Source organism: Inhella inkyongensis (genome assembly GCF_005952805.1).
GTDB classification, from domain to species: Bacteria; Pseudomonadota; Gammaproteobacteria; order Burkholderiales; family Burkholderiaceae_C; genus Inhella; species Inhella inkyongensis.
This window is the reverse complement of record NZ_CP040709.1, coordinates 2,202,323-2,225,086: the sequence shown is the minus strand read 5'-3', so window position 1 is coordinate 2,225,086 and position 22,764 is coordinate 2,202,323. Positions and strand designations below refer to the sequence as shown.

The 22,764-nt window shown below is 67.4% G+C and carries 13 protein-coding genes; 9 read left to right on the top strand and 4 right to left on the bottom strand.

All coding sequences use genetic code 11. The features are described from left to right. Positions 1 to 73: 73 nt before the first annotated feature. Complete coding sequence (locus FF090_RS10555) at positions 74 to 5,260, top strand: alpha-2-macroglobulin family protein (RefSeq protein ID WP_138856689.1); 5,187 nt, start codon at positions 74 to 76, stop codon at positions 5,258 to 5,260. Here FF090_RS10555 and FF090_RS10550 read toward each other — a convergent pair. Beyond that, on the bottom strand, positions 5,253 to 5,855 hold the full coding sequence (locus FF090_RS10550; protein WP_138856688.1) for an NUDIX hydrolase: 603 nt from the start codon (positions 5,853 to 5,855) through the stop codon (positions 5,253 to 5,255). The two genes, FF090_RS10555 and FF090_RS10550, sit on opposite strands and share 8 nt — an antisense overlap. 119 nt (positions 5,856 to 5,974) lie before the next feature. Here FF090_RS10550 and FF090_RS10545 point away from each other — a divergent pair, with 119 nt between their 5' ends. From FF090_RS10545 to FF090_RS10525, 5 genes are all read left to right on the top strand, one after another. Continuing rightward, the gene (locus FF090_RS10545; RefSeq protein ID WP_138856687.1) at positions 5,975 to 7,666 is read left to right on the top strand and encodes an MFS transporter; all 1,692 of its coding nucleotides are present in this window, start codon (positions 5,975 to 5,977) and stop codon (positions 7,664 to 7,666) included. A gap of 79 nt (positions 7,667 to 7,745) precedes the next feature. Next, entirely contained in the window at positions 7,746 to 9,479 is a 1,734-nt protein-coding gene (locus FF090_RS19575; RefSeq protein ID WP_138856686.1) for an MFS transporter, read from the top strand. Between the two features lies 1 nt (position 9,480). Next, on the top strand, positions 9,481 to 11,736 hold the full coding sequence (gene pbpC, locus FF090_RS10535; RefSeq protein WP_246071384.1) for a penicillin-binding protein 1C: 2,256 nt from the start codon (positions 9,481 to 9,483) through the stop codon (positions 11,734 to 11,736). 82 nt (positions 11,737 to 11,818) lie between these two features. Beyond that, the gene (locus FF090_RS10530; RefSeq protein WP_138858351.1) at positions 11,819 to 12,733 is read left to right on the top strand and encodes an alpha/beta hydrolase; all 915 of its coding nucleotides are present in this window, start codon (positions 11,819 to 11,821) and stop codon (positions 12,731 to 12,733) included. After that, positions 12,730 to 13,593, top strand: coding sequence for a YbgC/FadM family acyl-CoA thioesterase (locus FF090_RS10525; RefSeq protein ID WP_138856684.1), 864 nt, complete (start codon positions 12,730 to 12,732; stop codon positions 13,591 to 13,593). The genes FF090_RS10530 and FF090_RS10525 overlap by 4 nt, the downstream gene beginning before the upstream one ends. A 925-nt stretch (positions 13,594 to 14,518) precedes the next feature. On the opposite strand, the gene FF090_RS19780 is transcribed toward FF090_RS10525, so the two are convergent. The 3 genes from FF090_RS19780 to FF090_RS10510 all read right to left on the bottom strand — a co-directional run bounded on the left by FF090_RS19780 (position 14,519) and on the right by FF090_RS10510 (position 15,964). Further along, positions 14,519 to 14,950 carry a DUF4395 family protein gene (locus FF090_RS19780; RefSeq protein ID WP_138856683.1) on the bottom strand — a complete coding sequence of 144 codons (432 nt, stop codon included), beginning with the start codon at positions 14,948 to 14,950 and terminating at the stop codon, positions 14,519 to 14,521. Positions 14,951 to 15,082: 132 nt separating this feature from the next. Further along, on the bottom strand, positions 15,083 to 15,517 hold the full coding sequence (locus tag FF090_RS10515) for a hypothetical protein (RefSeq protein WP_138856682.1): 435 nt from the start codon (positions 15,515 to 15,517) through the stop codon (positions 15,083 to 15,085). Positions 15,518 to 15,592: 75 nt separating this feature from the next. Then, on the bottom strand, positions 15,593 to 15,964 hold the full coding sequence (locus FF090_RS10510; protein WP_138856681.1) for a hypothetical protein: 372 nt from the start codon (positions 15,962 to 15,964) through the stop codon (positions 15,593 to 15,595). Between the two features lie 1,075 nt (positions 15,965 to 17,039). On the opposite strand from FF090_RS10510, the gene FF090_RS10505 reads away from it, so the two are divergent. The 3 genes from FF090_RS10505 to FF090_RS10495 are packed head-to-tail and all read left to right on the top strand — an operon-like array spanning position 17,040 to position 22,633. Next, the gene (locus tag FF090_RS10505) at positions 17,040 to 18,110 is read left to right on the top strand and encodes an integron integrase (protein WP_138858350.1); all 1,071 of its coding nucleotides are present in this window, start codon (positions 17,040 to 17,042) and stop codon (positions 18,108 to 18,110) included. Then, a complete protein-coding gene (locus tag FF090_RS10500) occupies positions 18,106 to 21,468 on the top strand; it encodes an error-prone DNA polymerase (RefSeq protein ID WP_246071567.1) in 3,363 nt (1,120 codons plus the stop codon). Before FF090_RS10505 ends, FF090_RS10500 begins: the two co-directional genes overlap by 5 nt. Before the next feature lie 7 nt (positions 21,469 to 21,475). After that, positions 21,476 to 22,633: a PA0069 family radical SAM protein gene (locus FF090_RS10495; RefSeq protein WP_138856679.1), complete on the top strand. Its 1,158-nt coding sequence runs from the start codon at positions 21,476 to 21,478 to the stop codon at positions 22,631 to 22,633. The last annotated feature ends 131 nt before the right edge of the window (positions 22,634 to 22,764 follow it).

Genomic DNA, 22,764 nt, shown 5'->3' with positions numbered 1-22,764 from the left:
TCGGCGGTGATTCTGCCGTCAGGAAAGGCCTGCCGGACCGCCACAATGCCCGCCTTCAAGCGGAGGATTTGCGATGGCCGAGGGTGCAAAGACAGTCGGGGCGGCGCTGCTGGTGTTGGCGGTTCTCGGGGCGACGGTGGCAGGCCTGAGGGCCTGGGAAACGCAGGATGCGGCGCCGGCTTCGGCTCGGTCTGACGCCCCGAGTCAAGCCCGTCCCCCGGCCGCAGAGGGCTTTCATTTGGCGGCGTGCACGGTGCACAACCTGGACGACTCGCCGGCGCTGCGCCTGGCCTTCAGCCAGCCGGTGGATGCGCGCCAGGACTTGGCCAAATTCATCCGCGTGGCCGACCAAGGGCCCCTTCAGGGGCAGGACGGAAGCGCCCAGGAGCAAGGCGGCAAGGCACCGGCCCAGCCCGGCGCCACCGCGCAAGGGGCGCGCCTGGTGCAGGGGCAGTGGGTGGTTGGCGAGGACCCGCGTGAGCTGTTCTTCCAGGCCATTCAGCCGCAGCGCCGCTATCGCATCGAGCTGGATGCCGGCTTGCTGTCCATCGATGCCGCCAAGTTGCCGCATACCCCGGCCTGTGCGCTCCGCAGCGACAGCATTCCGCCGGCCTACTACTTCGCCAGCCGCGGCACCGTGCTGCCGGCCGGGCAAAACGGTGGCCTGCCCATCGTGACGGTGAATGTGCCCGAGGTGGATGTGCAGTTCCTGCGTGTGCGCCCCGATGCCTTGCCGCGCTTTCTTGATCGCCTGGCCGGGCAGCGCACGCCGCCTCAGGGCAACGAAGAGGAAGGCGAAGAAGGGCAGGGCGAGGGGGACGAATACGACGGCGAGTACGGTGGGTATTACGACGGCAACGCGAACCGCCTCAAAGGCGCCACCGATGGCTGGCAGCTCGACCAATGGAAGAACCTGACCGACTCGGTGCACATGGCGCGCTACCCGACCGAAGCGCAGCCCAACCAGCGGCGCGTCAGCTTCCTGCCGGTCGAGCACATTGCCGAGTTGCAAAAGCCAGGCGTCTATATCGCCGTGATGAGCGAACCCGGGCGCTTTGCCAAGGCCTACCAGGTCAGCCACTTCTATGTGAGTGACATCGGCCTGCAGTTGCAGCGCCAAGCCCAGGGCCTGAGCGTGTTTGCCACTTCGCTGAAGAGCGGCAAGGCGCTTTCCGGCGTGCAGGTGCAATTGCTGGATGCCCACAACCGCGCCAAGGCCCAGGGCCAGACCGATGCGCAGGGCCACTGGCGCATCGACAACCCCAGCAGCGCTGCCGCCCTGGTGCTGGCGCGCTCGGGCCAGCAGATCACCCCATTGCGGCTGCGCGATGCCGGCCTGGACCTGAGCGAGTTCGACATCGGCGGGCATGCCTCGCGCGACATCAAGCTCTTTGCCTATGCCGGCCGCGACCTCTATCGCCCGGGCGAGGCCTTCGAGCTCTCGGTGCTGGCCCGCGACTCGGATGGCCGGCCCACGCCGCCCCTGCCGCTGCAGGCCACGCTCAAGCGCCCGGATGGTCGGACCGTCAGCCAAGAGAGTTGGAGCCCCGATCCCAAGCGCCCCGGCTATTTGCAGCGCAAGCTGGCGCTGCCGGCCGACGCCCAGACCGGCCGCTGGAGCCTGGAGCTGCGTCACGACCCTGCCGCCAAGCAGGCGGGTACGGTGTGGCGTTTCCAGGTCGAGGAGTTCTTGCCCGAGCGCATGAAGCTCGAGCTCAAGACCGCCAAACCCAGCTTGGGCCCGGGCGAGCCCTTTCAGGTCAGTGTGCAGGGTGACTACCTCTATGGCGCGCCGGCCGCCGGCAATCGCTTGATCGTGTTGGCCGCCTCTGAGCGTCAGCGCGAGGCCCTGCCCAAAGCCTGGCCGGGCTTTTACTTTGGTGATGTGGCCGACGACAGCCGGCGCAGCCGCCAGCAGGTCAGCGACACCCAGCTCAACGAGGAAGGCCAGGCCGAGGTCGATTTGCCGCTGCCGGGTGAGGGCGCGCACAGCCCGATGAAGGTCACCGGCAGCTTCAGCCTGCTGGAGTCCGGCGGCCGGCCGGTGGTGCGCTCGATCGAGCGCACCGTGTGGCCCGCGCAGCAGCTGATCGGTCTGCGCCCGCTCTTTGACCGCGAGGTCGCCGGCGAGGACGCCAAGGCCGGTTTCGAGCTGATCCGCGTCGATCCTCAAGGCCAGGTGCGCCCTGTTTCTGGCGTGCAGCTCAAGCTGCTGCGCGAGGACCGCCAGTACCACTGGCGCTTTGACGACCAGCGCGGCTGGCAGAACGGCTTTATCGAAACCGAGGAGTTGCAGCTGCAGCAGACCGTGGATCTGGGCAGCACCCGCAGCCGGGTGGATTTGCCGGTGCGCTATGGCCGCTACCGACTGGAGCTGCACGACCCCGAGACCGCTCAGGTGGCGCGTTACCGCTTCTACGCCGGCTGGGGTGCGCAGGACGCAGAAACCGTGGGCAACCGCCCCGACCGTGTCAAGCTGGCCTGGCGCAAGGCGCCCTTCAAGGAGGGGCAGAGCGCCAGCCTGAGCATCCAGCCCCCGCACGATGGCGAGGCCCTGGTGACGGTGCAGAGCGGAGCTCGCCTGCTGTGGAGCCAGCGCATCAGCGTCAGCGCCAGTGGCAGCGAGGTGGAGATCCCGCTGGGCAGCGGACCCGACTGGGCGCGGCACGATCTCTACGCCACCGTCACCGCCTTCCGCCCCGGCAGCCAGGGGGACCGCGTGACTCCGGCGCGGGCCGTGGGTCTGGTGCATCTGCCGCTGGCGCGGCAGGAGCGGCAGCTGCAGGTGCAGTTGCAAGCCCCGGCCAAGACCGAACCCTCCCGCCGGGTGGCCGTCAAGCTCAAGATCAGCGGCCAGGCCAAGGGCAGTGCCACCCATGTGACCCTGTCGGCGGTGGATGTGGGCATCCTCAACATCACACGCTTTGCCACCCCCGATGCCTTCGATTTCTTCTTCGGCAAGCAGCGTTTTGCCGCCGAGTGGCTGGACATGTATGGCCGCCTGATCGAGAAGATGGATGGCCAGCTGACCAAGCAGCGCTGGGGCGGTGACGCCAGCGCGCGCGACACCCAGAGCCTGCCCAAGAAGGTGCTGCTGGTGGACTTGTTCAGCGGCCCGGTGGCGCTGGACGCCAAGGGCGAAGCCACGGTGACGCTCAACATCCCCGACTTCAACGGCAGCCTGCGCCTGATGGCCGTGGCCTTCAACGAGGGGCAGTACGGCAAGGCACAGGCCGAGTTGGTGAGTGCCGCGCCCATCGTGGCCGAGCTGAGCACGCCGCGCTTCATCGCCCCGGGTGACCAGGCGCAGATTGCGCTGGACCTGAGCAATCTGAGCGGCCAGCAGCAGCAGCTCACCGTGCAGTTGCAGGGCGACTCACCCCTCAAGGTAGGCGGCGCAGTGCAGACCCTGCAGCTCAAGGACAAGCAGCGCCAGGTTCTGCGCTTGCCCGTCGAGGCCGTGGCGCCCTATGGCCTGGGGCGTTTGCGGCTCAGCGTCAAGAGCGCCAGCGGCCTGAGCTTGCAGCGCGAAAGCTGGTTGCAGGTGCAGCCGCCCTATGGCCCCGAGCGCGAGGGCCGGCGCCTGCGCTTGGGCGCGGGGGAGAGCACGAAGCTCGAGGGCGCACTGCTGCAGCGCTTCCATCCCAGCAGCGCCCAATTGGGCCTGTCGGTCAGCGACAAGCCGCCGCTGCACATCGGCAAGCTGGTGCAGGGCCTGCTGGACTACCCCTATGGCTGCTTGGAGCAGACCACCAGCGCCGCCTATCCGCATCTGTTCGTGGACGAGCCTGCCGCCCAGGCCTGGGGCCTCAAGCCCAAGAGCCTGGCCGAGCGCAAGGCCTTTGTCGAAGGCGCCTTGGGTCGCATCGCCGGCATGCAGGCCGCCAATGGCGCGTTCACGCTCTGGGGCAGCGGCAGCAGCTACGAGCTCTACATCGGCGCCTATGTGATGGGCTTCCTGCAGGACGCCAAGGCGGCCGGCTTTGCCGTGCCCGAAGGCCTGCACACCAAGGCCGTGGGCTGGATGCAGACCGAGTTGGCACAGGCGGCCAATCGCTTCCCGGGCCTGCCCAAAGAGCTGAAGCTCGACCCCCTGGCGCAGGGGGACTTGGCCAGCCACTTCGCGAGCAACCTCTGGCGCGACTACGAGCTGGTGCGCGACAGCCATCGCCGCTTTGCCGAGTTGGCGCACATCGGCTACCAGTTGGCGCGCGAGCAAAAGGCGCCGCTGTCCAGCCTGCGCTATCTGCATGACTCGGTGCGCGACCGCGCCCGCTCACCGCTGCCGCTGCTGCATCTGTCGATCGCACTCAAGCTGATGGGTGACGAGCGCCGCGCCAAAGCGGCGCTGGAGGACGCCATGCTGCGCCCCTACGGCATCCTGCCGCGCAATATGCCCGCGTGGTGGGGCAGCGAGTGGCTGGGCGACTACGGTTCGGCCCTGCGCGACTACGCCGCGGCCTACGCCCTGATGCACCGCCACCAAATCGAGCACCCCAAGCGTGAGCAACTGCTCTTCGATGCCGCCGACCACCTGGGCAATCGGCGCTGGAGCAGCACGCAGGAAAAGCTCTATCTGGTGCAGGCAGCCCGCGCGGCGGGCGGTATGAATCGCGGCGCACCCTGGAGTGCGCTCTTGAACGTGGCCGGCAAGGCCGAATCGCTGGAGAGCCGCTCCAGCGAGATGCGCAGCTTCTCCGCGCCCCAGCTGGGCGCGGGGGTGAACTTGAGCAACTCGGGGGCGAGCCCCTTGTTTGTCGAGCTGGACGGCAGCGGCTTTCCGCGCACCGCCCCCGCGCCGCGTGACGATGTGATCGAGCTCAAGCGTGATTGGCTGGAGGCCGATGGCCGGGCCTACAACGGCCGCACGCTGAAGGTCGGCGAGATGCTGCTGGTGCGGGTGCAGGCGCGCAGCCGGGTGGTGATCAAGGACGCACTGGTCGTGGACCCGGTGCCCGCCGGGCTGGAGATCGAAAACCTCAACCTGGCCCAGGGGGCGGCCGAGCAGATGGTGGCCAACGGCCAGCAGCTGCAGGAGGCGGCGCAGGACCCGCGCGTCAAACACCGCGAGTTCCGCGACGACCGCTTTGTGGCCGCCACCGAACTGCGCCCCGACTGGCTCTCTCTGTTCTACCTGGTGCGCGTGGTCAGCCCGGGCCGCTTCGGCATTCCGGCCACCCAGGCCGAGGACATGTACCGGCCCGAGTTGCGCGGCGTGGGCCGCAACACCGGGGTGGTGGTGATCGAGGACCTCAGGTAGTTGTCCGGGGCAAGCCTTGCAATGCCCGGCTGAGCCGGGCATTGCCCAGGCGCAGGGCCTCGGCGCGGGTCAGCCAGCGCGCGCCCGCCACCTCGGCCCACTGCGGTTGCGGCTCAAAGGCCGGGGTCATGCCCTGCAACTGAACCAGGAACAGGAAGTCGTGATGCCAATGGGCGGGCTCGCCCTTGTCCGCGCGGGCCGCAATCGGGTGGCTGTCGATGTCGAGCACTTCGCTCGCCCGCAGTTCCATCTCCGGCAGCTCCAAGCCCTCGGGCTCGACACACAGCCCGGTCTCTTCCTGCAACTCGCGCAGCGCGCCGGCCTGCAGGCTCAGGTCCGTGGCCTCCAAATGCCCCCCGGGCGGCAACCACAGACCCGAGGCACGGTGATGGATCAGCAGCACCCGCTCACCCTCCCAGGCCAGGGCGCTGACGGTGAGGTGGGCGGGCCAATGACTGCGGGCTGCCAAATCGGCCCCGGCCGAGCCGCGCTCCTCCAACCAGCTGCGCAGGCGTTGCAGGCGCGGCGCCTGCTCGGTGTGCGTCGCGCAGTGCGCCATCAACAGGCTCAGGGCTTGGTCGGGGAGGGGCCTCATGCGGCGCGCATTGTGCGGTCCGCCCAAGGGCAAGTCCCAATCGAAGAGGCCGGCCGGGTGCCGTGGTGACCCGGACAATCCGACTGAGTCTCTCCGCCCCTTTGCGGCCCCTGCCTGCCATGCTCCCCAATCTGCTCGCCACCCGAAACGGCCGCCTCGCGGCCTTTTTTTCGCTCTATGTGACCGAAGGCATCCCGCTGGGTTTTGCCATCACCGCCATCGCCACCTATTTGCGCCGGCTGGGTGTGGGGCCGGCCGAGATCGGCGCCTTCGTGGGGTCCTTCTATGTGCCCTGGGCCTTCAAATGGGCGTTCGGGCCCTTGGTGGACGTGTTCCGTTCGCAGCGCTGGGGCCACCGGCGCGCCTGGATCTTGGGCACCCAGCTGATGATGGCGCTCACCCTGGCGTCGCTGGTGTTTCTGGACCTGCCGCGCCAGCTCGGGCTGTTCACGGCCATCTTGCTGGTGCACAACACCTTTTCGGCCATGCAGGACGTGGCCATCGACTCCCTGGCCTGCAACACCTTGCGCGAGGACGAGCGCGGTCTGGGCAACGGCATGATGTTCGCGGGCGCCGCCATCGGCCAGGCCATCGGCGGCTCGGGCGTGCTGTTCCTGACGCCCTACACAGGCTTTCAGCCCACCTTCTTCTTTGTGGCGGGCGCCATCCTGGCGGTCAGCACCTTCATCGTGCTGCCGATGAAGGAGGCGGTGGTGGTGGCCGCCGCTGGGTTGACCACTGAGGCGGCTGGCGCGCTGAACAACGCCCAGCGCGGCCTGCGCCACGCACTGGGCGAGATGAAGGCCTTCTCGGTTGAGGCCTTCCGTTCATTCCTGGGTACGCGCGGCGCCTATGCCGGCCTGTGGTCCAGCCTGCTGCCGGCCGGGGCCATGTCCCTGGGGCTGGCGCTGCAGTCCAATCTGGCGGTGGAGCTGGGGCAGAACGATGAGCAGGTTGCGACGCTGCAGCTGTGGTCCAACGTGCTGAGCGCGGCCGCCATGATTCTGGGCGGCTGGATGTCCGACCGCCTGGGCCGGCGCCTGACCCTGAGCATCTTTTTTGCGCTGATGAGCGTGCCGGTGCTCTATCTGGCCCAGGTGCTGCAGGCCCATGGCTATGTGATGCCGCGCACCGAGGCCACGCGCGGCTTCATCGACCCCGCACTCATCAGCGCACTCTGGGTCTGCACCCTGGCCTACAACGTGGCCATGGGCTTGGAATACGGCGTGCGCCAGGCGAATTTGATGGACGTGACCAATCCCAAGGTGGCCGCCACGCAGTTCACCGCCTATATGGCCATGTCCAACCTGGCCATTGCGGTCTCGGCCACCTGGCAGGGTCAGGCCATCGAGGCCTTTGGCTACCCCATCACGCTGACGCTTGATGCCTTTGTGGGCCTGTTGGTCATCGGCACGGTGCCGCTGCTCAAGCCGGCCCAGCCGGGCGAGCCCGAGCGCTCGGTGGAGCGCGCCACCACCCTGTGCCGCATCTTGGCCCTGCTGTGTGCCAGTTGGCTGCCCTACCAGCTCTGGGGCGAGCACCTGGGCGGGGCTCAAGAGATCGTCGGCATCTTCTACACCCTGATTTTTGTGGGTGGCGCCCTGGTGCTGCTGGCGGGCACGGCCATCGTGCCGCGCAGTGCGCTCACCCGTGCCACCCCCTGGCTGGCGCTGGCGCTGCTGGCGCTTTACGCCCGGCGTTGGCTGCCGGCGGGGCCAGAGTTGATCGCGGCCACCAGCGCCGTGGCCCTGGCCGGTGCGGCCGCCCTGTGGGTGATGGCGCGCCAGGACTGGGCCGCCCTGCGCCGCTGATTTCCGCTAAGGCAAACCCGTGGTGATGGGGCAGGGCAGGGCGCCACAATCCGCCCCGCCTCTGTAGCCCCTGAATCCCATGCGCCTGCCCAATCTGCTCGCCTCCCGCAAGGGCCGCTTCGCGGCCTTTTTTGCGCTCTACATGACCGAGGGCATTCCGCTCGGATTTGCGGCCACGGCGGTGGCCTACTACCTGCGCAAGTTGGGCGTGGGGCCGGCCGAAATTGGCGCCTTCGTCGGTTCCTTCTATTTGCCCTGGGCCTTCAAGTGGGCCTTCGGCCCGCTGGTGGATGTGTTTCGCTCCCAGCGCTTCGGGCATCGGCGTGCCTGGATCCTGGGCACGCAGCTCATCATGGCGGCCACGCTGGCGGTGCTGGTGCTGGTCAAGCTGCCCGAGCAGCTTTGGCTTTTCACCGCCATCCTGCTGGTGCACAACACCTTTGCCGCCATGCAGGACGTGGCCATCGACGCGCTGGCCTGCAACACCTTGCGCGAGGACGAACGCGGCCTGGCCAACGGCATGATGTTTGCCGGTGCCGCCATCGGCCAGGCGGTCGGCGGCTCGGGCGTGCTTTTCCTCACCCCGTACATCGGCTTTCAGCCCACCTTCTTTCTGGTGGCGCTGGCCATCCTGGCAGTCACATCGTTTGTGGTGCTGCCGATGAAGGAAGCCGTCATCGCCGCCGCTGGCGAAGCGATCTCGACCCAGGCCCAAGCCTTGGGCCAGGCCGCGGGAGGGTTGCGTCGGGCTGCGACCGAGATGCGCGGCTTTGCCATCGAGTCCTTCCGAGCCTTCCTCAGCACGCGCGGCGCTTTTGCGGGGGTCTGGTTTGCGCTCTTGCCGGCCGGTGCGATGTCGCTGGGTCTGGCGCTGCGCTCCAACCTGTCAGCCGAACTGGGGCTGGATGAGCACACCACCGCGCAGCTGGAGCTGTGGTCCAACATCATTTCGGCCGCCGGCATGGTGGCGGGCGGCTGGCTGTCCGACAAGCTCGGCCGCCGCCGAACGCTTTTTGTCTACCTGGCGTTGATGAGCCTGCCGGTGGCATGGTTGGCCTGGCGCTTGCAGAGCCTGGGCTATGTGATGCCGCGCACCCCCGGGACGAGCGGCGCCCTGGACCCGGCGCTGGCCGCCTCGCTGTGGACGGCGACGCTGATCTACAACCTTTTCCTGGGCTTGATGTACGGCACGCGCTCGGCAGCCATGATGGATGTGACCAACCCCAAGGTCGCCGCCACCCAGTTCACCGCCTACATGGCGCTGATGAACCTGGCCATTGCCTACAGCGCCACCTGGCAGGGGCTGGCGGTCGAAGCCCTTGGGTATCCCAAGACTCTGTTCATCGATGCCTGCATCGGTTTGCTGACCCTGGCGGTGCTGCCCCTGCTCAAGCCTGCGCAGGCGGACAGCGAGCGCGCCGGTGCGGCGGCCCGGCGCGCCAAGATCGTGGCCGGCTGCCTGGCCGGCGTTTGTCTGGCCTGGTGGCCCTTTGCCCACGCGGGTGAGGCCCTGGGGGCGGCCCGTTCGGTCATCAACACCTTCTTCACGCTGGGCTTTGTGGCCTCCGGCCTTGTGCTGCTGGCAGCCGCAGCCTTGCTGCCGCGCTCCGCCGCCAACCGCCTGGGCCCCTGGGTGGCGCTGGGTCTGCTGTTGGCCTATGCCCGCAATTTCTCGGCCGGCTTGGCCGGATTGCTGGGCCTCGAAGTGGCGCAGATGCACACCCTGCTGCAGGGCTTCACGCTCAGCGTGGCGACTCTGGGGGCGCTGCTGCTGGCCCGGCTCGCGGTTCAGCCCTGGGACGAATTGCGCTGACGTGAGCTTGAGGCGGCGCACCGAACTGCTGCTGGCGGGTCTGCTGACCCTGGTGCTGGCGCTGGACCTGCTGTTTCCGCCGCCGCTGCCGCAGGGAAACTTGCAAGGCTTGGTGGTGCTGGCGGTGGATGGCACGCCGCTGCGCGCCTGGCCCAGCGCCGATGGCGCTTGGCGCCATCCCATCACGCCGGCCGAGGTCAGTCCGCTCTACCTGGAGGCCCTGCTGGGCTTTGAAGACCAGGCCTTCCACTGGCATCCGGGCGTCAACCCCTGGGCGCTGGCGCGCGCGGGTTGGCAGTGGGCCAAGAGCGGCCGCATCGTCTCGGGCGGCTCCACGCTGACGATGCAGGTGGCGCGCATCCTGGAGCCGCGTTTGAGCGAACGCAGCCTGCGTGCCAAGGGCCTGCAGATCCTGCGCGCGCTGCAGCTTGAATTGCGCCTGTCCAAGCGCGAGATCCTCACCCTCTACCTCAACCACGCCCCCATGGGCGGCATCGTCGAAGGGGTGGAGATGGCCAGCCGCCTCTACCTGGGGCGGCCCAGTCGCCAGCTGAGCCACGCCGAGGCCGCGCTGCTGGCCGCCTTGCCCCGTGCCCCGTCGCGCCTGCGGCCCGACCGCGCCCCCCAAGCCGCCCAAGCCGCCCGCGACCGTGTGCTGGTGCGCCTGGCCGAGCAAGGCGTGTGGAGCGCCGCGATGGTTCAGGACGCTCAGCTCGAACGCGTGGCCGCCGCCCCCAGCAACCAGCGCCTGAGCGAGCGTTGGTTGGCGCCGCTGGCGGCCGAACGCCTGCGCCAACAAGCCAGCGAGCCCGAGCGCCATGCCGGGCGCCTGCTCAGCACCTTGCAGCCCGAACTGCAGGCCGGCCTGCAGACCCTGCTGGCCGACCGCGCCGGTCAGCTGCCGCCCAAGGTCTCGATGGCGGCCCTGGTGATGGATAACGACAGCCTGGCCGTGCAGGCCTATGCCGGCAGCGCTGACTTTGCCGACTCCGAGCGCGCCGCCCATGTGGACATGGTGCGCGGCGTGCGCTCGCCCGGCAGCACGCTCAAGCCTTTTCTCTACGCGCTGGCCCTGGACGAAGGCCTGATCCACAGCGAGAGCCTGCTGGTCGATGCGCCGCAGAGCTTTAGCGGCTACGCGCCCGGCAACTTTCAGGCTGATTTTTCAGGGCCGGTGAGCGCGGCCGATGCCTTGCGCCGCTCGCTCAATGTGCCGGCGGTGGACTTGCTGGACCGGCTGGGGCCGGCCCGCTTTGCGGCGCATCTGCGCCAGGGGGGGCTGCGCCTGCGGTTCCCGAAAGTCGCGGCCGGCAGCGCCGAGCCCGCCAACCTCAGCCTGATCCTCGGCGGGGGTGGCACCACCCTGGAAGAGTTGGTGGGGGCCTACCGCGCCTTGGCACGCGGGGGGCTGGCCGGCCAGCCGCGCCTGCACCCCGAGGCGCCGCGCCGCGAGGCCCGGCTGATGAGCGAGGGCGCGGCCTATCTGGTGCGCGAGATCCTGGAAACCGGCGGACAGCCCGGCCGTCCGCTGCAGGGCAGAGCGCGCCGGCTGGCCTGGAAGACCGGCACCAGCTTCGGCTTTCGCGATGCCTGGGCCATTGGGGTCACCGAGCGCTACACGGTGGGGGTGTGGGTCGGCCGGCCCGACGGCACGCCCAACCCCGGTCACTTCGGCGCCAACACCGCCGCGCCCTTGCTGCACGAGCTCCTGGCCCTGTTGCCCGATGCCGAAGGCCCGCGCCGCGCACCGCCCGCTTCGCTGAGCCAGGCCCGCATCTGCTGGCCGCTGGGGGGGCGGGCCGAAAGCACGGCGCCGGCCCACTGTCTGCAAGAGCGCAGCGCCTGGCTGCTGGAGCACAGCGCCCCACCCACCTTGCCGGACCGTCTGGACTCCAGCCCCTTGCTCCAGCAGACCCCCTGCGGCGAACGCCTGCGCTGGCCCCTGGCCCTGAGCCCCTGGGTGGAGCCCGCAACGCCTTGCGGCGCGCAGGCCCAGGCCTTCAGCCCGGCCTGGGAACTGCAAGGCCTTGAAGAGGGCCAGCGCCTGCGCGCCGCGCCGGGGCAGGGCGGGGTGCAGATCGAGCTGCGCACCCTGGGTGGCGGCGACCAGACCCTCTACTGGCTGCTCAACGGCCGCCTGGTGGCGCAGCAGCCCGCACATCAGTCCCTGCGCCTGCGCGTGCCGCCGGGGGAGCAGCAACTCACGGTGATGGACGGGGCAGGGCGCTTTGTGCGGCGGCGCTTCAACGTGGGCTGAACGAGGAAAGCTTCAGCCCGGCAGAATCCGGGCCTTCCGGTTCAGACCGGCTCTCCCTGACCTTTCCATGCTGACCCCCCGCATGGCCGAGTTGCTCTCGCGCATCCACCGCGCCAACCGGCCCCACTTCCACCACCTCAGCCCGCAGCAGGCGCGCGTGGCCTACCGCATGGGGGCCGAGATCCTGGACTTGCCGCGCGAGCCGCTGGCCCGGGTGCAGGATCTGCAAGTGCCCGGCCCCGGGGGAGCCCGCAGCGCGCGGCTCTATGCCCCCAGTGCCGAGCGCCTGCCCGTGCTGCTGTACTTCCACGGCGGCGGCTTCACCATCGGCGGCATCGAGACCCACGACAGCCTGTGCCGCCAGCTGGCGCTGCGCGCCCACTGCGCGGTGATCTCGCTGGACTACCGCCTGGCCCCCGAGCACCGCTTCCCCGCCGCCGTCGACGACTGCGTGGCCGCACTGCACTGGCTGGTGCTCGAAGCCGACGCCCTGGGCTTGGACCCCCGCCGTGTGGCCGTGGGGGGCGACAGCGCCGGGGGCACCCTGGCCGCCGTGGCCGCCCTCAGTGCCCGTGATGCCGGCATCCCCCTTGCCTTGCAGCTCCTGATCACCCCCGGCACCTGCGCCCGCGCCGACACCGAAAGCCACGCCCGCTTTGCCAAGGGCTACTTGCTGGACGCCGAGGCCATCGCCTGGTTCTTCGCTCACTACATCGACGACGCGCAGAAAGACGACTGGCGCTTCGCCCCCTTGCACGCCGAGGACCACAGCGGTCTGGCCCCGGCCTGTCTGATCCTGGCCGAGGCCGACCCCCTGGTGGATGAAGGCCTGGCCTACGGCGACACCCTGCGCGCCGCCGGAACGCCCGTGCAGCTGGAGCTCTACCGCGGCGTCACCCACGACTTCATCAAGATGGGCCGCATGCTGCCCGAGGCCCTGGCCGCCCAAGACGCAGCGGCCCGCGCGCTGCGCACCGCTTTTGGAGAGAGTGCATGAGCTTGCGTCACCCGGAGTTTCGCCACTTGGAGGCCCTGCGCGTGCGCTGGGCCGAGGTCGATGCCCAGGGCATCGTCTTCAACGCCCACTACCTGAACTACCTGGACACCGCCAGCACCGGCTACTGGCGCGCCATGGGCCTGGCCTATCCGGGCGCCTTCGAGTTGCTGGGCGCCGATCTGGTGCTGCGCAGCACCCAGCTCGACTACCTGGCCCCGGCGCGCTTTGACGATGAACTGCGCTGCGGCCTGCGCTTTGTGGACGCCGGCCGCACCAGCCTGCGCTTCGCGGCCGAGCTCAAGCGTGGCAGCCAGACTTTGCTGAAGGCCGAGCTGCGCTATGTGATGGTGGAGCGAGAGGCTTTGCAGCCCACCCCGGTACCGGAGGCCCTGCGCCAAGCTCTGCAGGCCTTTGAGGCCGGCGAGCCCATGGTGACGGTGCAGGTGGGCGGCTGGGATGCCCTGGGGGCCCAGGCCCAGCCCATCCGCCAGGCCGTGTTCGTGCGCGAGCAGGGCATCCCCGCCGAGCTGGAGTGGGACGAAGCCGACCACCACTGCACCCACGCCGTGGCCCTCAACCGCCTGGGCCAGGCCCTGGCAACCGGGCGTTTGATCGAGCACGTACCGGGTACCGCCAAGATCGGCCGCATGGCCGTGCGCGCGGCGGTGCGCGGCACCGGCATTGGCGCCCAGGTGCTGGATGCGCTGATGCAATCAGCCCGCGCCCAGGGCTTTCGGCAGGTTCTGCTTCACGCCCAGGCCAGCGCCGTCGGCTTCTACCGTCGGGCAGGCTTTATTGCACGCGGCGCGCCGTTCGAGGAAGCCGGTATCGAGCACCAGGAGATGACCAAGGGCTTGTGAGGGGTGGGCGGTCAATCGTGACGGTGGCAGCGCAGTAGGGCCTGTTCACACCCATGGAAGCCAGCGCGTTGTCATCCTGAAAAGACGCCAACGCGGCGCGAAGTGCAGCAGGAACCGGATGTTGCAGCGGGCTTCGGTAAAAAGTGGGCCCCCATGTTGGGTGGCAACTCGAAGGGAAAAGGACTGACCGGCCGCCAACCGTCATTGCACGGCTCGCCCAGGCAGTCAGCCTGGGCAACGCCGCGCGCGTCGGCTGACCGCCGGTCAGGAAACTTGTGAGTGGCTTCGCCCAGTCTGAACGGGCCCTAGCTGGCGCGCCGGACCGACGCCATGTTGTCCCGAGGCCAGCTGTGCATGTATTAGAGGCAGGCGCACGACAAGGAGCGCTCCCGATAGCACAGGGTGGCCAATCTCCCCCTCGGGGCGATTCCAACAACGGGGTTTGCAACTGATGCCGGGCCCAAGTCAAACCCCAAAGCAACGACGGCCTGAGCATTGCCCAGGCCGTCGAGACGGACTCCGCGAAATCAACTACTTCTCAGCGTGTTTCGTAAGAGATACGCCACTTGGCCCACGCAAGCCAAGCTGAGAAACATACTCTGATCTTGTGGCGGCTGAGTTTTCTTTGTTGTGCACCAAACACCAGGCCAGCAGATCATCCGCGTCAATGTAGGCTTTTTTGCAGCAATCCCGGATGCCAGAATTTGGCTGAAAGATTCCTCGGTCATTTCGAGCCATTCCTGATGGCTTGCCTCAAACAGATCAGAGTCAATCGCGTGTTCCTTGACTATTTTCCAGTTATCTTCTGTATACCATCAAACCTGCACCAACATCGGTGCTGGAGGATTCTCTTCCCGTAGCCAGGGCGGGATATTGTGTTTGGCTTTCATGGCCCACCGAGGTCTCAAAGAGTTGGCTGTGGCGATTACCGTGTGCGGCTGGCAGGAAAGTGCCTATACCAAAGTCCGTAGGCCCAGCAAGCTGCGCAGAAGGATAGTAGCCATTCGAGGCAAGTGAAGACGACCAACACGACGACTGGTACCCTCCACAATGTGGTTCCGGTCATGTAGAGCGTGAGTGACACAGCGGACGCCAAGAACAGGATCTTCGCCGCGAACATCTTTGGGCCCGCGTCCTCCAGTCGGCCCAGCCAGCCCTTTGCCGAGAAGACTTTGCGCCACATGACGTGAGCCGGGCAGCGCGCATGACCAAGGATGCCTTTGATGAACCCTTGCACAGTCGGTATGAGCATGAACCAGGGCGAAACGAGTAGCGCCAATAGGCATGTGACCGTGTTGAGTAGGGCTTCCCACCGAATGACGTTTGATGGAACTTGGGGTAGGTCGAATCGGAGCATGTGAGCCTATTTCGATTAGGGAGTTGTAGTTAGCAATGGTGCGGCCTAACGGCACTTCCTGTGGGGTCTAACGTTCGACGTAAGGGGCCTGCCGTAGGCAGGTCCCCTTGACGGAGGGGTTAGGCCGCGGCGTCATACGACTGAGTGCCGGATCGGCAGCCCTTGCTTGATGGCCTCTTCGGCGACTTCTTCGCTCTTTGCGGCATCTTCGATCAACAAGTAGACCTTGGAGAGCTCATTGATGAGACTGTGGCTTACAACTCGATATGCCTTGCTGGCAACTTGAAGGCCGGCTGTCTCGAATTGCCTACGGAGTTTTCTAGCTGCGCTTGACTCAAATTCGCCTACGCTGAACTCCAGCATGCCCTTGAAACTAGCTAGAACTTCAATCGCTCGCTTCTCTGCAAGGGTGGGAATCACGGATCGCAGCGCCTTGATTTCGAACATTGTTGGACCGCTACGGGAGAAGACAACGTGGAGGGCCTCCCGGTCTTCCGTGTGACGCACGACAACCCAGCCCGGCTCGGAACCGTCCCAAAGGCGAGAGTAGTTTTCGGTGGCTTTCATGCAGCCTAACGTTGGAGTTCAGCCGACCGGACGGCGAAGCCGGCCAGGGTCGGCTGCAATGACGGGTTAGGCAACCTATTCACCAATGCGCTCCTCTTCATGCCATGCGCGCTTGCTCTCGGGCAATAGAACAGGAACAGCGAATTGCACCCTGCTGATTGTTGAGTTTTTCGAGGTAATTTCACCTTCCGCGCCGAACTGGACAGAGAAAACTTTGACTCCAGCCTTCGCACCGGCTTTATCGGAATCTTCCGCAGTAATTGCGACATCGAAATCAACGATTGTTGATTTGATCCGTGCGCTTGATGCAAAGCGTGGATGCTCCGCATATTTGTGTCCGCCGTCGCCGGCAGGCACCACAAATGCCCCACCGTTTGCTTCTTGGGCATCGCGCACACCATCAACGATTTGCGTAAGCACTTCCTTCACGAAATCGCGCAATTGCATGACGTTTCCTCCGGAATCGAATCAGTTGCCTAACGTTGTAGCTAACCGGCCCGCAGCGGCGTGACGCGGCTGGCCGAGAATGAAATGACGGCCAGCCGTGTCATGCCGTTGCGGGTCCGGTTGAGCAAGTGGTTAGCCAGCACTTTAGATGCAGTACACATGCGGCCCCTCTACGCCTTCAGACCACCAAGCCTCTATCTCAGCAAAGCATGAAACCACCTGGCCCACCACCTGCTCAGGCCTGTACCGAAGTTGTCCCGTTCTAAGAACTTCAAACCAAGGCTTCCGAAGATTGAACCAGCAACTCAGTGGGCCACCACGCTTGCGCTGAAGTCGCCCGTGCTTTGTTCGGCTTCGCAGGGGCAAACCCTCCGGTGCACTAAAGTTCAGCACGAAGTAGGGGCGGTGATACTTGTCCCATTGAATTTCGAACTCGTATGTCGCGCCTCCCTCAGTCTTGCGGAACGTCGTGTATAGAGAATTGCTCGACTTGACGCGTGTAAACCCGCGCTCCGCCGCGAACGGATAGAACTCTCGCTTGACAGCCTCTCGCAAGGGGTGCGGCATTTGTGATGGCTAACGTTTGAGGTGAGCGGCGGCGCGAAGCGACGTCCGTTCTAGCGAGAGGTTCTCTGGAGCCATTGCGGCGCACGCCTCGGTGAGGGTTGACGCTGAGACCGTGTCAGAGATCCAGCCCGTCAATTCGGCTGCTTCGTTCACGCTGCGGCGGTGGCGTGTCCGCATCAAGCTCGCTTGTGCGAGCGCGTCAGCGACGCAGCGCAAGCTACCAGAATTCTCAGGCTGTATAAATACACAGTTGCTCACTTATCCTTCCAGGTTTGCCTGAGCAATGGATCAAGGGAACGTGTTGTCGGGAGACTGCGTAAAACCGTCGCCTGCTGCGTAAAGCAGGTGGACCGTCGGCGCGCAAGTTGTTGATGCATTGCATGTTCTCCCTTGATTGACTGTATGGACATACAGCACTAAAGTGTCCCCCTAATGTTCCCTGCTGCGCGCTTCTTGGGCGCTCATGAAGGGGGGCGGACCATGGGGGTGCATCATGCCCGTTCTTGAGATGCCCGCGAGTTGGGCAAAACGCCGGGCGTCGGCGCGCGTGTTGGAGCTACCTGCTTTGCAGGCCGTGCGCTTGCTCGATCAGTTGCGGGAACGCATTCGCTATTTGCACTACAGCCGCCGCACCGAAGAGGCGTATGTGCACTGGTGCCGGGGCTTCATCCGTTTTCATGGGCGTCGCCATCCTGCCACCCTTGGGGCTGCTGAGATCGAGGCCTATCTGCGTTGGTTGGCCAGCGAAAGAGGGGTGGCGCCTTCTACCCACAACCAAGCTTTGTCAGCGCTTCTGTTCCTGTATGGAAAGGTGTTGCAACTGAATTTGCCTTGGCTGGATCAGATCGGGCGGCCCAGCGTGCGCAGGCGCATTCCGGTGGTGCTGGAGCCAGCCGAAGTGGCCGCTGTGTTGGACGGCCTGCGCGGCGAGCACCGTTTGCTGGCGCGCGTGCTCTATGGCTGTGGGTTGCGCCTGTCGGAGGCGCTGCAATTGCGTACCAAGGACATCGATTTCGGGCATCGGGCTGTGGTGGTGCGCGGGGGCAAGGGTGACAAAGATCGGGTGGTGATGCTGCCCGCCAGCTTGCAGACCGAGCTGCGGGGGCAGTTGCAGCGCGCCCATGAGGTTTGGGCCGCTGATGCACAGGCCGGGCGAGCCGGGGTGGAGATGCCGCATGCGCTGGAGCGCAAATACCCCCGCGCCGGGCTGAGCTGGGCCTGGTTCTGGCTGTTCCCGCAAGACCATCACAGCACCGACCCGCGCAGCGGCGTGATCCGGCGCCATCACCTGTACGACCAGACCTTTCAGCGTGCCTTCAAGGGCGCGGTGGCGCGGGCCGGCATTGCCAAGCCCGCCACGCCCCACACCCTGCGCCACAGCTTTGCCACGCATTTGCTCCAAGGTGGATACGACATCAGAACGGTGCAGGAGTTGCTGGGGCACTCGGATGTGGCGACCACCATGATCTACACCCATGTGCTGAACCTCGGGGGCGGGGCGGTGCGTTCGCCCTTGGATGGGCTGGCGGGGGCGTTGCCGGCCTCGGTGTCGATCGGGGAGGGCGGATTTGCGCATTGATGCGGGCACGCCCCCTTCGCCCCACGCACCCCATCCGCTCCATCCTCCCCAGGCCGCCCTGCAGGTGCTCAGCAACTTCAGCTTTCTTCGCGGTGCCAGCCATCCGCGCGAGCTGGTGCAGCGCGCGGCCGAGCTGGGTCTGGGGGCCCTGGCGCTGACGGACGATTGCAGCCTCAGCGGCGTGGTGCAGGCGCATCTGCAGGCGCTTCAACACGCTCAGGTGCAGCCCGGCCTCAAGCTCCTGATCGGTGCGCGCTTTGATGTGCAGCGCAGTGCGCCGGGGCGGGCGCGGGCGGCGCAGCGTCCGCCGGATGCACCGGACGCTGGACTGGACGAAGGCCTGAACCTGCCCGCGCCGGACAGCGCGCCCTTGTTCCGCTTGGTGCTGCTGGCAGCCAGTCGCGAGGGCTATGGCAATTTGAGCCAGTTCATCACCGATCTGCGCTGCGCGTCGCCCAAGGGCCAGTACCACCTGGATTGGCGCGGCATCCAGCCGCAGCACCTGGGCGGGCTGCTGGCCATCGCCTTGCCCAGCCGGCGTGCGCGCGATGCCGAGCTGCTGGGCCTGGGCGCCTGGCTGCTCAAGCACTTTGCGGGGCGCGCCTGGCTGGGGGTGGATCTGCAGCACCAGCTGGACGACGCCCGCTGGTGCCAGCGCCTGCGCTGGCTCTCAGACTCCACGGCCTTGCCCCTGGTGGCCGCGCCGCAGGTGCTGATGCACCGCGCGCAGCGCAAGCCGCTGCAGGATGTGATGACGGCGATCCGCCTGCGCCTGCCGCTGAGCGAGTGCGGCCAGCGTCTGGAGCCCAATGCCAGTGCGCATCTGCGCCGGCTGGATGCGCCGAACTCACCCTATGCGCCGGAGTGGATTGCGCAGACGGCGGTGATTGCCGCGCGTTGCCACTTCAGCCTGGACGAGATCCGCTACGAGTACCCGGCCGAGGTGGTGCCGCCGGGGCTCACGCCGGGGGCGCATCTGGCCGCGCTCACCTCGGCCGGGGCGGCGCAGCGCTGGCCGGCGGGCGTGCCGCCCCAGGTGCAGGCGCAGCTGCACAAGGAGCTGGCGCTGATTGCGCAGCTGCGTTACGAGCACTACTTCCTGACCGTGGCCGACATCGTGCACTTCGCGCGCGGCCGCGGCATCCTCTGCCAGGGGCGGGGCTCGGCGGCCAATAGCGCGGTCTGCTACGCCCTGGGCATCACCGAGGTGGACCCGGCACGCGGCAACTGCCTGCTGGAGCGCTTCATCAGCCTGGAGCGCGACGAGCCGCCGGACATCGATGTGGACTTCGAGCACCAACGCCGCGAGGAAGTCATCCAGTACCTGTACGCCAAGTACGGCCGGCGTCGCGCGGGGCTCACCGCCGTGGTCACGCGCTACCGGCCGCGCTCGGCCCTGCGCGATGTGGGCAAGGCCCTCGGGCTGGCGCCCGAGTTGATCGAGCGCCTGGCCAAGGCGCATCACGGCTGGGGCAACGATCTGCAATTGGATGGCGCGAACTTGGGGGTGGACTTGAGCGCCGACCCGCGCCTGCCCCTGCTGCGCCGCTGGGCCGGCGAGCTGATCGACATGCCGCGCCACCTCAGCCAGCACGTGGGCGGCTTTGTGCTGACGCGCGGGCTGCTCTCGCGCCTGGTGCCGGTGGAAAACGCGGCGATGGCGAACCGCACCGTCATCCAGTGGGAGAAGAACGACCTTGAGGCCCTGGGCCTGATGAAGGTGGACGTGCTGGCCCTGGGGATGCTGAGCTGCCTGCGCCGCGCCTTGGATTTGCTGGGGCTGAAGCAGGGGAGAGGCCTGGAGCGAGGCCGGCCCATGCGCCTGCAAGACATCCCGGCGGAAGACCCCGCCACCTACGCCATGCTGCGCCGCGCCGACACGGTGGGCGTGTTCCAGGTCGAAAGCCGGGCGCAGATGGCCATGCTGCCGCGCCTCAAACCCCGCTGCTTCTACGACCTGGTGGTGCAGGTGGCCATCGTGCGCCCCGGCCCCATCCAGGGCGGCATGGTGCATCCCTATCTGAAGCGCCGGCAGGGGCTGGAGGCGCCGGACTATTACAGCGAGGCCCTCAAGCCGGCGCTGGCGCGCACCCTGGGGGTGCCCATCTTTCAGGAGCAGGTGATGCAGGTGGCCATGATCGCGGCGGGCTTCAGCGGCGGCGAGGCCGACCAGCTGCGCCGTGGCATGGCGGCCTGGACGCGGCATGGCGACCTCTCGCCCTTTCGCCAGCGCCTGTTCGACGGCATGCGCGAACGCGGCTACCCGCAGGAATTTGCCGAGCGCATCGACGCGCAGATCCAGGGCTTTGCCGAGTACGGCTTCCCCGAGAGCCATGCCGCCAGCTTTGCGCTGCTGACCTATGCCAGCAGCTGGATCAAATGCCACCATCCGGCGGTCTTTCTGGTGGCCTTGCTCAACAGCCAGCCGCTGGGCTTCTACACCCCCAGCCAGCTGGTGCAGGACGCACTGCGGCACGGCATCACCGTGCGGCCGCCCTGTGTGAACGCGAGCTTTTGGGAGTCCACGCTCGAAGAGGATGGCGCGGTGCCGGCGGTGCGTTTGGGCCTTCATTTGATACGCGACTTGCACCACCGCGCCGCCCGGGCCGTGGTGGTGGCGCGCGAAGGCGAGGGCAGTGCGCGCACCCTGACCACGCCGCCCGGTGAGGCCGACGATCTGGCGCGGCGCGGCCCTTATCGTCCGCCCGAATCGAACCATCGACCCTTCACCAGCACAGCCGATCTGGCCCGCCGCGCCGGCCTGAGCCGGGCCGATCTGAATGCGCTGGCCGCCGGCGATGCCCTGGCCGCGCTCTCGGGCCAACGCCGCCTGCAGCGCTGGGACGCCGCCGCGCTGGAGCGCCTGCCCGCGCTCTTGCAAGACGCCGCGCCGGAAGACGATGCCGGGCCCGAATCAACGCCCAATCTGCCCGCCGCCCCCGAAGGCGAGGAGGTGCTGTGGGACTACCAATCCCTGGGCCTGACCCTGCGCAGCCACCCGCTGGCCCTGCTGCGGCCGGCTCTGCAGCGCCTGGGTTATGCCGATGGCGAGACCTTGAGCCGCCTGCCCAACCGCCGGCTGGCGCGTGCCGTGGGCATCGTCACCAACCGCCAGCAGCCCGGCACCGCCAAGGGCGTGACCTTTCTGAGCCTGGAGGACGAACACGGCTCGGTGCAGGTCATCGTCTGGCGCAAGGTGCGCCTGCAGTTCCGCGCCGAGCTGCTGCAGGCGCGCCTGTTGGGCGTGTGGGGCATCTGGCAGCGTGAGGCCGGGGTCTGCCACTTGATTGCGCATCGCTTGGTGGACCTGAGCGAGCACCTCGGTCAACTGCCCACCCGCAGCCGGGATTTCCATTGACCCGACCATGAGCGACCCCACCGAGTACCTCACTGAGTACATCACCGAGCACCCCGTTCAGCCCCCCACCAGCCTCAAGGGCCGGGGCGCGGCGGCGGCCACGCCGCATCGCTTCGTGTCGGTGCAGCGCCAGACGGAAGACGATGGCTGGCCCCACGATGACGGCGACCCGGGTGATGCCCAGCCCTTTGCGCCGCGCACCCAGGTGCGCGAGGAAACGGCGCGCCGCGTCCTCTCACGCAACGACTCGCCCGACATCGGCTTTGAGCTCTCCATCAACCCCTACCGGGGCTGCGAGCACGGCTGCATCTATTGCTACGCGCGGCCCACGCACAGCTATCTGAATCTCTCGCCGGGCTTGGATTTCGAGACCCGGCTGGTGGCCAAGACCAATGCGGCCGAGGCCCTGCGGGCCGAGCTGGCCGCGCCAAGCTTCAAGCCCGGCCGCCTGTGCCTGGGTGCGGCCACCGATTGCTACCAGCCCATTGAACGCCGGCTGCACATCACCCGAGCCGTCATCGAAGTGCTGGCCGGCTGCGGCCACCCGTTCTCCATCATCACCAAGGGCGCCGGCATCGAGCGCGACCTCGATCTGTTGGCGCCACTGGCCGCGCAGCGCCGCGTGGGGGTCTACATCAGCCTGACCACCTTGGATGGAGAGTTGGCACGCACGCTGGAGCCGCGCGCGGCGGCGCCGCAGCGGCGGCTGCAGATCATCGAACGCCTGAGCCGCGCCGGCATTCCGGTGGGCGTGAGCGTCTCGCCCACCATCCCCTTCATCAACGAGCCGGAGTTGGAGCAGATCCTGGCCGCAGCGCGCGACGCTGGCGCGCGCACCGCCTTCAGCATCCCGCTGCGCCTGCCTTGGGAACTGGCCGAGTTGTTCCAGGACTGGCTGCAGCGCCACCACCCGCAGCGCGCCGAGCGCGTGCTGGCCCGGGTGCGCGAGATGCGGGGCGGCGCGCTCAACGACGCGCGCTTTGGCAGCCGCATGCGCGGCGAGGGCGTGTGGGCCGACCTGCTGCGCCAGCGCTTCGTCAAGGCCTGCGCGCGCCTGGGGCTGGGGCGCGAGCGCTTCGACTACGACTTCAGCGGCTTTTGCGCCCCGCGGGCGCCGGCCAAGGCCGCAGGGCAGGGGGATTCGCGGCAACAGAGCCTTTTTTGAATCCATGTGGACAACTTTGTGCGCAACCCTGTCAAAAACGCGCTAAGTGCTTGATGCAGCGGCCAGTTTTGCCCGCTTTGTCGCTCCGGGCTGGATTCAAAGTCGCTTATGAATCAAAGACTTACAACGTG

Bases quoted from the DNA above. Each gene is read 5' to 3' on its own strand.
- FF090_RS10555 (WP_138856689.1), top strand. From the start codon at position 74: ATGGCCGAGGGTGCAAAGACAGTCGGGGCGGCGCTGCTGGTGTTGGCG.
- FF090_RS10550 (WP_138856688.1), bottom strand. From the start codon at position 5,855: ATGAGGCCCCTCCCCGACCAAGCCCTGAGCCTGTTGATGGCGCACTGC.
- FF090_RS10545 (WP_138856687.1), top strand. From the start codon at position 5,975: ATGCTCCCCAATCTGCTCGCCACCCGAAACGGCCGCCTCGCGGCCTTT.
- FF090_RS19575 (WP_138856686.1), top strand. From the start codon at position 7,746: ATGCGCCTGCCCAATCTGCTCGCCTCCCGCAAGGGCCGCTTCGCGGCC.
- FF090_RS10530 (WP_138858351.1), top strand. From the start codon at position 11,819: ATGGCCGAGTTGCTCTCGCGCATCCACCGCGCCAACCGGCCCCACTTC.
- FF090_RS10525 (WP_138856684.1), top strand. From the start codon at position 12,730: ATGAGCTTGCGTCACCCGGAGTTTCGCCACTTGGAGGCCCTGCGCGTG.
- FF090_RS19780 (WP_138856683.1), bottom strand. From the start codon at position 14,950: ATGCTCCGATTCGACCTACCCCAAGTTCCATCAAACGTCATTCGGTGG.
- FF090_RS10515 (WP_138856682.1), bottom strand. From the start codon at position 15,517: ATGAAAGCCACCGAAAACTACTCTCGCCTTTGGGACGGTTCCGAGCCG.
- FF090_RS10510 (WP_138856681.1), bottom strand. From the start codon at position 15,964: ATGCAATTGCGCGATTTCGTGAAGGAAGTGCTTACGCAAATCGTTGAT.
- FF090_RS10505 (WP_138858350.1), top strand. From the start codon at position 17,040: ATGCCCGCGAGTTGGGCAAAACGCCGGGCGTCGGCGCGCGTGTTGGAG.
- FF090_RS10495 (WP_138856679.1), top strand. From the start codon at position 21,476: ATGAGCGACCCCACCGAGTACCTCACTGAGTACATCACCGAGCACCCC.